The following is a 14682-nucleotide window of genomic DNA, read 5'->3' as shown; positions in this document are numbered from 1 at the left end:
TGGACGGGGGTGAGTACCGAAGTCACTGGCACACTCACCACCCTGGTTTATAATGTTCAGTATTCCAAGTATGACGCCACGGAGCAGCTCGTCTTCTAGGGAACGAATCCAGCAAAACTCGTTGGGCATCATTTCAATTCCAAGGGGTTGCTGTTAGACTGATGTACTAGTGCCCCTCCAACTAACTCCTCCTAAGCAACCCAGGGTTCCGCCAGGGGCACTGAGGGGTTGTAGGGGAGAGGCTCCCTACGCCTGGGGGGTGCTCAGCGAGGCGAACGCCGAGCGCCGAAGGGGGGCCTGCCCCCCTAGCGGAAGTGCCGCACCAGCGCGGAATGCTAGTGAAAAATAGTTGGTGCGGCACTACACCTAAGCCCCACCATGGCTGCTCTACTACATCATCGTCAGACGGAACCACACCCCCAGATCTTTCCTACCCCCCTGCCGATGCACCGAGCAACGTTAGTCATCACGCTAATGGTCGTTGCAGCAATTAATACTGTCTCAGCCGAGGAGCAAACAGACGGAGGAAGATCGAGGGAATCACGCATCATTCACCTGCAGCCCAGTGCATTTGCTCAACTCCCGACTCAGATTCTTCGGGCGTTGCAAGATCAAGGCTGCACTATCCCACAAAGCTTCGCAGATCCACAACCTCACAATGTTGTGCGGGGAGAGCTTCGAAGAAAGGGTCAGATGGATTGGGCGGTTCTTTGCTCAAGAGATGGTCATTCCTCTATTCTCGTGTTTGGGAATACTTCCCCGACCAGCATTACTGAAATATCCAGACAATCAGATCGGATCTTTCTGCAAGGCATCGGCGGTAGGAAGCTTGGATATTCTCGGCGCATCGGGATTGTCGGGAAGCAGTTTATCATTGAACACTATAGGGCCTACGGGGTTCCTGAACCCCCCAGAATTGATCATCAGGGTATCGACGATGCCTTCCTAGAGAAGGCGTCGGTGGTCCACTACTGCCACGCGGGTCGGTGGCTTGAATTGACCGGTGCGGACTAATCGCACGCCATGACAGGCGGAGGTGAAAATGCCCCACCAGAGAATTCCAAAGAACACCACAACAAAAAAGAACCACGGCGCCCTGCGTCTGCCGACAACCTATGCCAATCGTAAGAATGACAACGAAATATTTGCGGCGTGGCACAGCTACGTCGGACGATGGATTTCCCGTGACGAATTCGGTCAGGAAATAATCTCAGTCGCTTTTACACCCCGCCTCCCGCGTCCGGGCAAGGATAAGCCCCATGGCACGCTCGCGGGATTTATCGCCGACGGGGAATACGAAGGTGTGCTTTTCTTCAAGAGCCCCGCTGATAAGACCCGTCGGGGGAAACCCGTTCTTCTCAATGGTAATCTTCATAGGGCAGACAGGAATCTGACGCGCCTGCAAGCAACGCTTCGCCTGGTGCCTCCTCACCACACACGCGGCAAGAAGCCTGGCAAAAAGCGCCTTGTCCTCCAACTCAAGAAAAAACGCAAAACCAAGAAATATGTGCTTCAGTGGGTAGGAGCCGTGTCCGACACCGAACTGTCGAGCGTGTGTATCATTGGCCACCGTGGCCTTGGTTTCGCCGGGCTAGACAATAGGCCAAAAGCGCTATCCCGCGCCTGGTACTTTGGCGCCAGTGGCATCGAGTTCGATATCACGGTTCCCTATCAATACTCCTGGACAACCAATGGTGAGCAATCTCGAATCCCGCTCCTGAATAGATTGATGGTCTACCATCCCCCGCTGCTGAACCAGACGTGCGACATAGACTCGATACCTGCAGAATTTTCACCACTCAAAGATATTTTTGAAGAACTCCAGACGTATTCGGTGCCGTTCGTCTATGTTGATCCGAAGCTCACATGGCTTTCTACGAACAACGTAAAGCAGGTGCTGAAAAACATCACCCGGTTTGCTCATTTGCTCTTACGCCGGGGCAGCAGCGTGATCGTCAGCATTGCCGCATCTGATGATAGGTCAGGCAAATTTCTTAGCAGGTCGGAAGCGTTTCAATCATCACCGTATTTTGCAACGTCTCAGCTTTCCTGGACATTAGAATGGACGGAGGTGGACAAGGCCAGGGACATTCTCGCTCGCGCCAAGAAACATCCAACTGCCCTGTCGTTCAACCTCACCAAAATTGATGGGAGCCTCAAATGGCCACTCATCGAATGGTTATTTAAAGATGTTTCCAAAAGGGACGAAAAAGCTATTCAGAAAAAATCCCAAATTCTGGTCTTTTGGACAGCAAACGGCGATGATCACTTCAGAGGTTCACTGGGTGTGGCAAAAGACCGAGAACGTATGGGGAGGTCTGGGGAGCCTGGTGAAATTGGAATCATGACGGATGCTCCCCACCGATTGGCTTATTGGTTGGCAACGCAGAGAAAACACAAGTAGGCACCGCACTGTCGCCCTCTCATCAGCTACCTCGACTCCAGTACTCTCCCCCTTCCGTTCAACCCGAGACTCCTTGCTTTGCATAGGTGCGTGTGGTATGAGAAATGGAAGACCTGTTAGCGCTTCCACAATTGTGGCCGGTGATCAGGAGCAAAACAACACGTAAGGGCCGGAAGGAGGAGATATAAAACATGGCACTCTTTGGTATATATGCAAGTCATACAACTGAGTCGTGTCCGTTGAATAACATCAATACGGCGAAAGGTTTTTTACAACTCACAGCATCCAACGTCGATTCACTGACAAAAAAGTACAAAATCAACACAATTCTTGGCCAATACCATTCAGCGCTCGAACACACATTTATCTGGATCGTTGATGCCGAAAACCCTCATTTAATCCAACAATTTTGTCTCGCCGCAAAGATCGCATCCTTCAACACAATTACAATCGTCCCCTTGATAACATTCAACGAGGCGCTTGAGGAAGTCAAAAGAATCCATTCACTCTAGAAATTCTTCCTCCTTTCTCAGCATCCTGCTGCCTCACATGTAATGGTATTCCCGGACGTCCTTCGTGCGAGGGTCACTTTCCCTCACGAGAACGGCAACCGGCCACCCCCTAATGCGGAGGAAACTTGTGATGCGAACATATCGGATGCACATTATGACAGGTGCGCTGACCGCTGTGCTGCTGGTGCTTGCGACGGGTGCCACACTTGCCCAGGCGTTCGAATTACAGTGGTTCGGACACGCTGCCTACAAGATCACTTCGCCAGGCGGCAAGGTGATCCTCGTGGACCCTTTCATTACCAAGAATCCGAAGACACCCCAAGCACTCAAGGACCTAAACAAGCTTGACAAGGTGGACCTTATCCTCGTCACCCACGGGCACGGTGACCATGTGGGCGATACGGCTGCGATCGCAAAGATGAAGGGAGCCAGGGTGGGCATGAATGCCGACATGGGACACACCTTTGCGTCCCTCGGCTGGGTACCGTATACACAACTGCTTCGATTCAACAAAGGCGGACCGGTCTCGCCGCTCGGCCCCGGGATCAAGATCACCATGGTGCGGGCCGAGCACAGCTCGGAAATCCGTCACGTGGACCCCGCCACCAAAAAAATAACGATGTACCCGGGGGGAGAGCCCTGCGGTTACATCATCGAGCTAGAGAATGGCTTCAAGATCTACCATGCAGGCGACACCGGCATCTTCGCCGACATGAAATTCATCGGCGAGTATTACAGGCCGGATCTGGCCCTACTTCCCATCGGGGGGCATTTCACCATGGATCCGGCCGACGCCGCATACGCAGTCCGAAATCTCCTGAAAACAAAAACAGTCATTCCCATGCATTACGGAACCACCAAACTCCTCAAGGGAACACCTACTGCATTCAAAGAAGCACTCGCGGGCTCCTCAACGCGGGTCATCGTCATGAGGCCGGGAGAAACACGGACGTTTTGACGTCGGTCCCTCGCGGGCGATGTAATCCTTACATTCCTACTATGTAAGCCTTACCTTTCAGCTGGTTAGAAAGACTGTGCATCTCTAAACCCGCCCGAGGATGTTGCAAGGAAAACATGTGAAATTAGGGCCATTGCCACCATGGGCTCTGGGCCTTCCCTGATTTGGCATGGAGTCTGCCTTGTCTTGTGCTCACCGATAGACTTCGCCGTGAATCAGAAACGAAATCCCTTATCGATACCAACGGGGCTGAGGAGGATCTCGCTATGGCACTTTGGAAGGAATACCCGCGGAAAGAACAACTTTCGGTGGAGACCGACCAGTCCGAGGAGACCCCGTCGCGTCCCGAGCTCCGCTACCGCGTGGAGGAACGCTCGCAGTCAACGGAATCCTTCATTGGTGCCGGGCTGACCTTCGAGGGGAAAATCCAGGGAGCAGGCCATTTACGGCTTGCCGGCCGCTTCGAGGGAACCGTTCAGGTGGATGGTGATTTGAACATCGAGCCTGGCGCTCACATCTCCGGAGAGCTGCAGGCCGACACCGTCCGCGTGGGAGGGGAGATCCACGGGAACATCCACGCGTCATCCCAGGTGCAGCTCATGCAGTCCGGGACGCTGATCGGAGATCTCCAAGCCGGGTCCTTGACGGTGGCAGCGGGGTCGCGCATGCGGGGAAAGGTCGAATTCGGGTGGGATGAGCGAGGACCGAGCCAGTATGGCATCAGCGAGGAAGGCGAGGCCGGGTGATGACCGCAACATGGCGCTCCCCGCCCGGGGAGACCCGGACCTGCCCCCACTGTGAGGCGAAGATCCTCAGCAGTGCACCGATATGTCCTGCCTGCCACCGCCACCTGCACTTCAACGCGGTCAGAACCGATCGTCCGGTCGCCCCCACCTTTTGCCCACTGCACGTTGAGGGCACCATCCAGCATCCGGGTACTGGTGAGCCGTGGGAATATGCCATCGTCGTCCAGATCCACGACGACCAAGGGGAGATGATCTCCCGCCACGTGATGGGCGCCGGGGCCCTCCCCCCCGCAGCAAGCCGAACCTTCACCGTGCGGGTGGAGGTCTTTGCCCCCCAGAAGTCCGCCGTCTGACAGGTGGGGTGACATTCGACCCTCGCGTTACTATATTCTTAGTGGAGGATTGGTGTTCCTCCTCGCCTCTCGTTTCCCCCTCCTGCGTCACAGAGCGAGGAGACGAACACGGACCTCGGAGGCCTTTCATGGTAGTTTCTGTCAAGGACGATCCCTTTGTCCAAACCCGCAAGGGAATGGTGGAGCAGCAGCTCAAGGCTGAGGGGATCACTGACCCGCTGGTGTTAACGGCGATGGAGCAGATCCCTCGCCATCTCTTCATCCCCGAGCCTTGGCGTTATGAGGCCTATGACAATTGTGCGGTCCCCATTGGAGAAGGCCAGACCATCTCACAACCATTCATGGTGGCCGTGATGACGCAGGCCCTCAATCTTCGGGTGGGCGAGAAGATCCTGGAGATCGGGACAGGTTCGGGCTACCAGGCGGCTATACTCGGGTGGCTCGCTAAGGAGGTCTATACCGTCGAGCGGATCGAACCCCTGGTCGAGAGAGCGAGGATTATCCTTCATACCCTGGGCTTCGACAATGTCCACGTGAGACTTGGAGACGGGACCCTGGGGCTGCCCGAGGAGGCCCCCTTTGATCGGATCCTCATTACCGCCGGCGCTCCCGCTATCCCCCCTGCATTGATGGAACAACTTGCCTGGGGAGGAATCTTAGTGGCCCCCATCGGCGACCATTGGATGCAGGAGCTCACGATCGTTGCCAAGGAAGAGGGGGGACCTAGAGTGAAACGGGGGGTGGCCTGTGTTTTTGTCCCCTTGATCGGCCAAGGCGGTTGGAGGCCGGAACCCCCGACCGGTCAAGAGGGTCCCTAGCCCGCATCCGGCACAATCCACGACGCACCAAGTAGTCGGCCGCCTTTCCGGGCGGAACGCCGTCCGGGAGGGCGTGCTGCTTTCTTTGACCTGCTCGCTAGCAGGCGGACCATCCGCCTTATCTCCGAGCCATCCGATTTCGGTTGCAGGGATCGAATTCTTCCTCATAATGAGGGAGCCGCTTGGATTCCCAGGAGGTTTTCCTTACCGCAAAGTCCGGGGGAGAATATATATTTCACGTCGAGCAGACCGACCGCCATATCCATAGAGCTAGACGAGGCCGTCATTTCCACAACGGAGATGAAACACCGTGGGTAACACAGCACAAGGTTTCAGGTTCCTGTTGATTGCAGCCTCCCTCGTCGTGGTCATAGCAGGTCTGCGGGCCGCAGCCCCAATAGCGCTTCCCTTCGCGCTCTCCTTATTATTAGCCATTCTGAGCCTGCCGCTGCTGCTTTGGCTGCAGGACAAGCGGATCCCCACGACCCTGGCTGTTTTGCTGACGGTACTGGCCAACATCGTATGCCTAGGGACCATCGTGCTCATCGTGGGTGGCTCGGTGGAGAGCTTCACCCGGGAAGCCCCGAAATATGCAGACCGCCTTCAGCAGATGAATGCCGCACTGCTTGCTTGGTTGCAAAGCAAGGGGATCGAAGTCTCTCCTGAGATAGCACGTGACGTCATTAACCCTGGTAGGGCGATGGCTTTCGTTGGTCAGATGTTCAACAGTCTGGCTTCGGTGCTGTCAAACTTCATCCTGGTTATCATTACCACGATCTTTATCCTCTTTGAGATTACGCAATTTCCGCAAAAACTCCGTCTCGTGTTCGGCAGCCAGGATAGTGATTCCGACACTTTTACCAAGATTGTCGTGGATGTGCAGCGTTATCTTGGGATCAAGACCCTTATCAGTTTGGCCACGGGCATCTTGATCGGTGTCTGGGTGGCCATCCTTGGTGTCGACTTTCCGATTCTGTGGGGATTCCTCGCCTTCCTCTTCAACTACATTCCAAACCTGGGCTCGATTTTAGCTGCTGTCCCGACGCTGTTGCTGGCCCTCGTCCAGCTCGGGCCCGGTGCGGCGGCCCTGGTAGGGCTCGGTTATCTGGCGGTGAACATGGTCTTGGGAACCTTCGTTGAACCCTATTTCATGGGACGCAAACTTGGCCTCTCAACGCTGGTGATCTTTCTCTCGTTGGTCTTTTGGGGCTGGGTTTGGGGGCCCGTAGGGATGCTGCTCTCGGTTCCCTTGACCATGGTCGTCAAAATTCTCTTGGAAAACAGCGAGAACTTTCGGTGGGTGGCCGTGCTGTTAGCTCCCACACCGGCACAGGACGGTTGACGACCTCGCTTCCGTCCCCTCGCCTCACCTCCACAAACCCAGGTGGGCGCCAGTGGAGAAATCGCACGCCATCGACCCAGGTGTCCAGTAAGAAGAAGATGATATCTCGGATGAGCATTGCCTGTTGACGAAATGCACGTCTATTAGGTACCCTCCGTCAAGGCCCAGACGGGCATCGGCCTGCTGCCAGGCTCTCGTAACTTAGTTCCGGAGATATCAAGAATATCCCAGCCCATTCTCGGTGGGCTGGAGCAACCCACCGTGAGGCGAATCTTTCCATGGCGTACAAGGACTTCGTAAACGCCAACTTGGTCTGGACCCCCGATCAGCTCCGCGAGCGGATCGGAGACCAGAAGGATGACGATCTCATCATCGTCGATACGCGCCCCGCGCCGGACTTTTGCGCCGGTCACATCGAAGGGGCGGCCCATTTCGACATCTACGGTTACTCCCTGAACGATACGCGGCCCGAGGCGCTCGCCGCCTTTATCTGGACACTGGCATACCTCATGGAGATACGAGGAGCCGACTTCGGCAAAACGGTGATCTTCTACGAGCACAACAGCGGTTTTCGGGCGGCACGCGGCTTCTGGTTCCTCGAGTATCTGGGCCACGAGGATGTCCATATCCTCGACGGGGGGGTTACCGCCTGGAAAGGGGCGGGGTTTCCTTTCACGCGCGAGGCCTGGCCCATGTTCGGAAGTGCGCAGGATCTCGGACCCAAGGGGGGGAGGCGTATCGTCCGCACCGGCTTTTCCAAGCATCTCAAAGACCCGTTGGAAGACCGCCTTGCCACCGCGCAACACATCGTCGATCATCTACAAGATCCCGACGTGAGGATCCATGACACGCGCACCGATCGCGAGTATTACGGCGAGCATGTACGGGCAGCTCGGGGCGGGACTGTCCCTGGCTCCGTCCACCTGGAATGGGTGAACTTCATTGGCCCGGACGGCGCGCTGAAGCCGGCTGCCGAGCTCAGGGAGATGCTCGAGGGGCGTGGCTTGACACCAGACAAAGAGGTCATCCCTCTCTGCCAAGGCGGCTACCGATCAGCCCACGCGTATATGGTTTACCGCCTGTTGAACTATCCCCGCGTGCGGAACTACCTCGGCTCTTGGAAAGAATGGGGAGACCGGGTGGACCTTCCGATCGAGGTTCCGAGGCGCCGAGACACCTGACCTCGGACCCTGATCGGGGAGGAAAGTCATACATTGACACCATCGTTACCGTCCTGCACCCGGCGGAGCACATCGGTAACCGACGCCATCCATCGCCAACCCTGCGGCTGTAGTAGCACCACGAGAAACGCCAATGCAAATAGTGGCACCACAAAAGAGATCACATCAAACAGAACGGCGGCAAGGGCTACCCAATACTCCCAGTATATGAAACGTCTGGTATAGGTGCCTGAGGCCCTGCTCATCCCCCCTCCTCCTTATATGTTCATTGGAAACCACAAGAAGATCGACGCTAAGATATAATGTATTGATTGGATTCACCTCCTGCGACCCCATACAAGCGCCACCCAGACTTCTGGACCAGAGATAAGTTCTTCCAGCTTGTGGAGACGGCTCCAGCACTCCACCATTCGCCACTCGACTTTCTCCAGGCCCCACGCCAGTTCCGCCCACAGCCTTCGCGAAACCCCGAGGAGTTTCTCGGCCACGGTCAAGCGGTCCGATTTCGGCTCCAGGGTGGGCAGCCCTATGGCGCCGCAGGGGCATCGGAGGAACGAACTCTCCTGGCCGGGCCCGGGGAACGGCTGTCGAGGCACGGGCACGGCGGTCCCGCACCACGGGCAGAGGGTGACTTCCCCTTCACCGGCATTCATAGTTCACTCCACCGGAAGTCCCCGCGGGCGAAGTGCGAGAGCCGTATCTCTCCTTGGATATCTTCCTTGGGCCTGAAGCGGACAAGAATCACAACCTCACAGAGCCCCTGCGGGCCGATGGATTCCCGACACACCTGCCTCCTCCCAGGCCTGGCTTGCCGATGTGTTGACACCCGTGCCGGCGGGCCGATAATATCGCCTGATGGCGAGGTCCTTGGCCCGCGACTTGCAACATAACTAGCAACATATACCATTTTCTGACCAGGTTTGATCCACTCGATAGTCTACAATATAGCGATTGGGGCGCAAATGCCCGCAATAGTTTTGCCGAATTTCACGACACCTGTACCTACCTCCTCCGCACGTAGCCAGGGTATATGCAAATGAATTCGCGCCAGGCATTGTTAATATTCACCCTGCTCGCCGCGATTGTCGGATGTCAACCCGCGACTGAGAAAACCATTCCGGACGATCTCTTGGGAGTGTGGAAGACCTCGGAACCGAAGTACGCCGATCGTTTTTTTGAATTCAAGAAAGACGCAATTATCTTTGCAACTAGAGAAAATAACACCGACACGTATTCTGTCGCGAGCATCGAACAAACCCATGATGAGGGAGGGGTCCTCTACAATATTCACTACCTCAATCTTGAGGGACAGCAATACACGTTTTCCATCTACTATGCCCCAACCAATCATGGCGTCATCCGATTCAAAAATCAAAAGCACTTCACCTGGACGAGAGAGAGACGTTAGATGGCCAAGCGCCCATACAAAAGAAGACACATCCTCATAGACCGTTTCCAGTACCAGCTTTTATTAATCAACCTCCTCTATTTCTTCGCCATTCTTTTGATCTTTTCCGCCACCCTCTTCGTCCCCCTGATTATCCAGCTCGAAAGCAAAACGCTTTCTTTCTCCGAACAGGAAGCCGTGGCAAGCCAATTTTTGTCCCTCCACGCCCGGGTCTGGCCAGCCCTGCTCATCGCTTTTCTGCTCTTTGCCATTCACTCGATTTTTGTTTCCCACAGAATTGCGGGACCACTCATGCGTTTCCGGAACACCTTCAAGTCGATCGCGGCAGGCGATCTCTCCGGGCGGGTGACGCTTCGCAAGCACGACTATCTGGGAAACGAAGCCGATCATCTCAACGAGATGATCGTAGGCCTGCGGACGAAGATCAAAGGTATTGAGACACAGCATCGGGAAGTGCGGGCGGTGTTGAGCGACCTCAAGGGAGGTATCGAGAACGGATCCGCCGAAGACATCAATCAGACAATCGCGGCTCTCGGGGTCCAGATGCAAAAGTTAAGGGAATGCATCGACCAATTCCGTATGCCCGCAGAGGAGACACGCGGGGAGGGTGAAGGCGGGACCGCTGTTGTCTCTGGAACGACTTCGGAGCAATCCTCACGGGTCACCCATCATTAGCAGATGACTATGCCCCCACCGGGCATCAGTCTTCGCGGATCACACATATGCCTACCCAGATATCCAGCACATATGATACAAAGATATTTGTCTACGCGGGAATAGTCCCATGGCACGATCCTATTCGCTTATCATGGGCGGAAAAGGAATCGTCGTGTTTTTACGCCCATCGAAGTGCTTGCCGTCCTGGCGATATTGGCGACGCTTGCCGCTCTTGCTGTTCCCATGTACTTTGAAGCCCTCGACAAGGCGAAAGTCGCGAAGGCCATCGCGGACATTCGTACATTGAGTAGCGAGATCGGTACGTATCAGTTGTTCAACGGGAGCGCGCCGCTCAGCCTTGCCGACGTAGGGCGGGCAAATTTCGAAGACCCCTATGGAAATCCCTATGAGTATCTGGATTTCGCCACTGTAAAGGGACTGGGACAGGTGCGGAAGGACCAGTTTCTGGTCCCACTCAATTCCGACTATGATCTGTACAGTAAAGGCGAAGATGGACAAAGTCAGCCCCCTCTGACGGCCATGGTGAGCCGGGACGACATCGTCCGTGCCAATGACGGGGGATTCGTGGGGCTAGCGTCAGAGTACTGATCCGAGCACAGATTGTGAAAATCGATACGACATTTCTCCGCAGTAAGGTAGCGCGCCGAATCTTCATCCTGTTCATTCTTTGCGCCCTCCTCCCCATTGCAGCACTGGCACTCATCTCATTCGGCCAAGTAACAAACCAGCTGAATACGCAGAGCCATAGACGACTCCACCAGGCGAGCAAGGCCGTGGGGCTTAGCATCTTCGAGCGGCTGCAGTTTTTGGACGCTGAGATGGAGATGGTGGCTTCCAAGCTCGCCCTAGGCACCGGGGGACCCATCATGACGGTGCCTGCAGGGTTTGGGAAAGATCTCCAACACCGGTTCAAGGGGGTGGCACGAATCACCGATGGCGGCAGGTACACGGCCATCCTCGGTCGTGTGCCGAATCTCCCCGAATTCAGCTTTGCGCAAAAACAAATCCTCAACGACGGCCATACCCTTGTGGCCACTCAACATCCTCCAGGCATGCCGCCCCGGATTTTTATGGGCAGGCTGCTTGATCCTCAACAGCCGACGAAGGGCCTCCTGGTGGGAGAAATCAATCCCATGTACCTCTGGGGTATAGGCGATTACCAGAATACATTGCCCCCCATGACCGAACTGTGCGTGCTGGATCACTCAAACACGCTGATCTTCTGTTCACTTCCCGGCACGGTGTCTTTTCCGAAGCGGGTGGCGGATGAAATGGCACGCGGCGCGTCGGGTCGATTCGAATGGAGACACGAAGGAACGGAATACCTGGCAGGCTACTGGTCCATTCCCTTAAAGTTCAGCTTTCGCGTTCCAAAGTGGACGGTGGTATTGAGCGAGTCGAAAACCGACGTGCTCGCCCCCATGGCCAATTTCAGAAGAATTTTCCCCCTCGTCGTCCTCATGTCCCTCTGGGTGGTCCTCCTCCTGAGCACCAGCCAGATTCGAAGGAATCTCGTCCCCCTCGAAAAGCTGCGGGAAGGGACCCGGCGCATCGCCATGAGGGACTTCGAGAGTCGGGTAACGGTCACGAGCGGCGACGAGTTTGAAGAACTCGCCGGATCCTTCAATGCTATGGCCAGCCGATTAGGCAGACAGTTCTACGCCTTGGCCACCATAGCTGAGATCGACCGAGCCATTCTCTCGGCGTTGGAAACCGAGACAATCGTGGATACGGTGCTCACCCGTATGCGCGACGTTTTTCCCTGTGACCGCATCGGCGTGACCCTTGTCGACCCCGATTCGAGCGATAGGGCGCGGACATATATTGCGAACGACAACCCCAAAAGCGAAGCATGGGTCGAGGCCACGCAGCTCACAGCAGCAGAAATCCAAGAACTGCGCGACAATCCGGAAAGCCTCATCGCCAACGCCGACGAAGGTGGCCCCCACTATCTTGCGCCCCTGGCCCGACGGGGCAGCAAATCATTTTGGGTCCTCCCGATCTTCCTCAAAGAAAAGTTATCGGGCATCATTACCCTGGGGTACGCTGATCCACCTGAACACAGCCACGAAGACCTGGCCCAGGCCCGTCAATTGGCCGATCAGGTGGCGGTGGCCCTGTCAAATGCCCGCCTGATCGAGGAGCTGGACCAACTGAACTGGGGCACGCTGATCGCCCTGGCCCGGGCCATCGATGCGAAATCTTCTTGGACGGCGGGCCATTCCGAGCGGGTGACGGAACTCGCGTTAAAGATCGGGCGTGTGATGGGACTCCCCTCGAAAGAACTGGACATCCTGCATCGAGGGGGGCTGCTTCACGACATCGGCAAGATTGGCATCCCCGCCGCGGTTCTCGATAAGCCCGGGAAATTGACGGACGAAGAATTTTTGCTCATGCGCGAGCACCCACGCAAGGGAGCCCGGATTTTGGAACCCATCGCCGCGTATGCCGAAGTCGTTCCCATCGTATTACAGCATCACGAGTGGCTCGATGGGAATGGCTATCCCGATGGTCTCGCCGGAGAAGATATAAGCTTGGGTGGGCGCATTTTTGCGGTGGCCGATGTCTTTGACGCGCTCAGCTCAAATCGGCCCTACCGAGTCGGACTGGACCGCGCGGAGGCCGTTGAGCGAATCAAGCAAGGGACCGGCCGCCAGTTCGATCCAAAGGTGGTGGAGGCCTTTTTGGAAGTTATGGCTCAGGAGGATAAAGAGTCACAAGACCAGGCAGCACAGTCACCTTCATTACATCGGCCTTAACCAACTGCTGTCGCACCGATCCACCACTCATCACCGGACGTCGCCGACCCGGTGCAACTTGATAGCATTGACGGTCCCAGGCTTCCACATCGGAGTCCCCGAAAGAACAACCAAGTTGTCGCCGGCCTTAACCCAGCCCTCCGTGAGAAGGAGGCCCTCCATTTCTTGGACCATCTCTTCGAGCGTCTCCCGCCGCTGAATGAGGAGCGGAACGATTCCCCAGTACAGAGCCATGCGTCGTCGCGACCCTTCTGAAGGGGTCAGGGCCAGAATTGGGACCTCGGGACGGTCCTGTGAGATCAGCCGGGCGGTCAAGCCAGACTCGGTGAAGACGACGACGGCCTTGGCATGGAGGCTCCGGGCGGCCCGACAGGCAGCATCGCTGGCGACCACCGGAAAACTCCCCTCCTCCCGATGTGGTAACGGGGGCTGCCGCACGTGCAGCTCTGCTTTGAGCGTAATTCGGGCCATAATCTCCACCGCCCCGACCGGGTAACCTCCGGTCGCGGTCTCCGCCGAGAGCATCACCGCATCGGTCCCGTCGAGGATGGCATTGGCGACATCAGAGGCCTCCGCCCTAGTCGGCCTCGGATGTTCCACCATGGATTCCAGCATCTGGGTCGCGATAATCACGGGGACCTTGTACCGGCGGGCCTGGCGGAGAATGATCTTTTGGAGGACCGGGACCTCCTCAATGGACATCTCCACCGCCAGATCTCCCCGGGCCACCATAACCCCCGACGCCGTCTTCAGGATATCGTCGAGGTTTCGAACGGCCTCAGGCTTCTCGAGCTTGGCGACAATCGGAATCTTAGCCCCCGAGGCCCCCAGAAAGTTTCTGACGTCCATGAGATCGGCTGCGTTCCGCACAAATGACGTGGCAACAAAGTCCACCCCATGGGCAATCCCGAACTGCAGATCCGCCATGTCTTTCTTGGTCAATGCAGTCCTGTGCAGCCGTCCGCTGGGCAGACTGATTCCCTTATGGTTTCGGAGAATCCCGCCCGTCACGACCCGACACCGCACGTCCGCGCCATCAGACGTCAATACTTCGAACTCAATCAAACCGTCATCAGCGAGGATCCGATCCCCGGTCCGAACTTCTCGGAAGAATTCGGGGGAAGGGGCATGAGCGCACTCACCGGTCCCCATGACGGCCCGGCTGGTAATGGTAAACTCTGCTCCCGTCCGGAGCAGAGCCGCCCCCCCTTCGAAATCCCCCAAGCGAATCTTTGGTCCGGGAAGGTCCTGAAGGATGGCTATCGGTTTTCCCAACTTCACCTCGAGGGTTCGGATCCGCTGGATGATCCGAGCATGTTCCTCATGGGTGCCATGGGCGAAGTTGAGACGGGCAACATCCATCCCGGCGAGGATGAGACGCTCGAGAACCTCTTCGGACTCGCTGGAGGGACCGATCGTACACACGATCTTTGTCCGCCGTATCTGCCGGCTTATCCCTGCGGTCATTATCCCCCTACCTTTTTCGTGGCTATCTTTACATGAATTACCATAGTTGAACCTCG

14 protein-coding genes are annotated in these 14682 nt (G+C 56.4%); 12 read left to right on the top strand and 2 right to left on the bottom strand.

What is annotated here, in order from left to right:
* The first annotated feature begins 693 nt into the window (after positions 1-693).
* The 8 genes from O6929_10070 (at position 694) to O6929_10035 (ending at position 8314) form a co-directional block, all read left to right on the top strand.
* Positions 694-1014: a hypothetical protein gene (locus tag O6929_10070; protein ID MCZ6480732.1), complete on the top strand. Its 321-nt coding sequence runs from the start codon at positions 694-696 to the stop codon at positions 1012-1014.
* Positions 1015-1042: 28 nt separating this feature from the next.
* Positions 1043-2404, top strand: a complete 1362-nt coding sequence (locus O6929_10065) for a hypothetical protein (GenBank protein MCZ6480731.1) — start codon at positions 1043-1045, stop codon at positions 2402-2404.
* Positions 2405-3046: 642 nt separating this feature from the next.
* Positions 3047-3874: a metal-dependent hydrolase gene (locus O6929_10060; protein MCZ6480730.1), complete on the top strand. Its 828-nt coding sequence runs from the start codon at positions 3047-3049 to the stop codon at positions 3872-3874.
* 266 nt (positions 3875-4140) lie between these two features.
* Complete coding sequence (locus tag O6929_10055; GenBank protein ID MCZ6480729.1) at positions 4141-4620, top strand: polymer-forming cytoskeletal protein; 480 nt, start codon at positions 4141-4143, stop codon at positions 4618-4620.
* Positions 4620-4973: a hypothetical protein gene (locus tag O6929_10050; protein ID MCZ6480728.1), complete on the top strand. Its 354-nt coding sequence runs from the start codon at positions 4620-4622 to the stop codon at positions 4971-4973. Before O6929_10055 ends, O6929_10050 begins: the two co-directional genes overlap by 1 nt.
* Before the next feature lie 128 nt (positions 4974-5101).
* Positions 5102-5791, top strand: a complete 690-nt coding sequence (locus O6929_10045) for a protein-L-isoaspartate(D-aspartate) O-methyltransferase (protein ID MCZ6480727.1) — start codon at positions 5102-5104, stop codon at positions 5789-5791.
* Positions 5792-6101: 310 nt separating this feature from the next.
* Complete coding sequence (locus O6929_10040) at positions 6102-7133, top strand: AI-2E family transporter (protein MCZ6480726.1); 1032 nt, start codon at positions 6102-6104, stop codon at positions 7131-7133.
* Between the two features lie 278 nt (positions 7134-7411).
* Entirely contained in the window at positions 7412-8314 is a 903-nt protein-coding gene (locus O6929_10035; GenBank protein MCZ6480725.1) for a rhodanese-like domain-containing protein, read from the top strand.
* Between the two features lie 317 nt (positions 8315-8631).
* Here O6929_10035 and O6929_10030 read toward each other — a convergent pair whose 3' ends face one another.
* The gene (locus O6929_10030; protein ID MCZ6480724.1) at positions 8632-8967 is read right to left on the bottom strand and encodes a hypothetical protein; all 336 of its coding nucleotides are present in this window, start codon (positions 8965-8967) and stop codon (positions 8632-8634) included.
* 383 nt (positions 8968-9350) lie between these two features.
* Between O6929_10030 and O6929_10025 the strand changes: the two genes are divergently transcribed.
* From O6929_10025 to O6929_10010, 4 genes are all read left to right on the top strand, one after another.
* On the top strand, positions 9351-9722 hold the full coding sequence (locus O6929_10025) for a hypothetical protein (GenBank protein ID MCZ6480723.1): 372 nt from the start codon (positions 9351-9353) through the stop codon (positions 9720-9722).
* Entirely contained in the window at positions 9723-10397 is a 675-nt protein-coding gene (locus O6929_10020) for a methyl-accepting chemotaxis protein (GenBank protein MCZ6480722.1), read from the top strand.
* 174 nt (positions 10398-10571) lie between these two features.
* On the top strand, positions 10572-10988 hold the full coding sequence (locus O6929_10015; GenBank protein MCZ6480721.1) for a prepilin-type cleavage/methylation domain-containing protein: 417 nt from the start codon (positions 10572-10574) through the stop codon (positions 10986-10988).
* A gap of 14 nt (positions 10989-11002) precedes the next feature.
* Positions 11003-13159 carry an HD domain-containing protein gene (locus O6929_10010; protein MCZ6480720.1) on the top strand — a complete coding sequence of 719 codons (2157 nt, stop codon included), beginning with the start codon at positions 11003-11005 and terminating at the stop codon, positions 13157-13159.
* Positions 13160-13189: 30 nt separating this feature from the next.
* On the opposite strand, the gene pyk is transcribed toward O6929_10010, so the two are convergent.
* Positions 13190-14626: a pyruvate kinase gene (pyk, locus tag O6929_10005; GenBank protein ID MCZ6480719.1), complete on the bottom strand. Its 1437-nt coding sequence runs from the start codon at positions 14624-14626 to the stop codon at positions 13190-13192.
* Positions 14627-14682 lie beyond the last annotated feature (56 nt).

It is taken from the genome of Candidatus Methylomirabilota bacterium (assembly GCA_027293415.1).
Taxonomy (GTDB): domain Bacteria; phylum Methylomirabilota; class Methylomirabilia; order Methylomirabilales; family CSP1-5; genus CSP1-5.
Note: the sequence above shows the minus strand (reverse complement) of the source record. Positions and strands in the feature narration are given on the sequence as shown.